Annotated in this window: 1 protein-coding gene; it reads right to left on the reverse strand. The window is 42.7% G+C overall.

The features are described 5' to 3' along the window. A partial coding sequence (locus tag BTV99_RS12745) for a DUF4194 domain-containing protein (RefSeq protein WP_143507186.1) occupies positions 1–403 on the reverse strand: 403 nt, incomplete at both ends.

Genomic DNA, 403 nt, shown 5'->3' on the forward strand with positions numbered 1-403 from the left:
CCAAGCGCAGATATTCACCCAGCATACTCTCTAAAAAATCAGCACTGACCACATAACGAATCAAAGGCGTTATCTCGTAACGATCATCATTGCCGCGAATGCTACTTAATAAATGGCGACGGCTAAGCTCTTTGAGTCGCGCGCTCAATTTTTTAAGATCTCGGCTGGTATGATCAGTTAATGGTAAAAAAGGGATGAGTAGCGATGACAGGCGTTCAATGTCGATGATGATTTTTTGTTCGCCACTGGTTTCGCGCTCTTGATAATATTTTCGCAACATTAACAATATCAAGGTGTCATATAAGCTCAGTGTGCGTTTGCTAATCAGCGAGTGAGTGTGCTCATCATCATTACTATCTATAAGCTCATCTGCTAACAGGTCTTTAGGGTGGCTTGTACGTGC

It is taken from the genome of Psychrobacter sp. Rd 27.2 (assembly GCF_001921755.1).
Classification (GTDB): Bacteria; Pseudomonadota; Gammaproteobacteria; order Pseudomonadales; family Moraxellaceae; genus Psychrobacter; species Psychrobacter celer.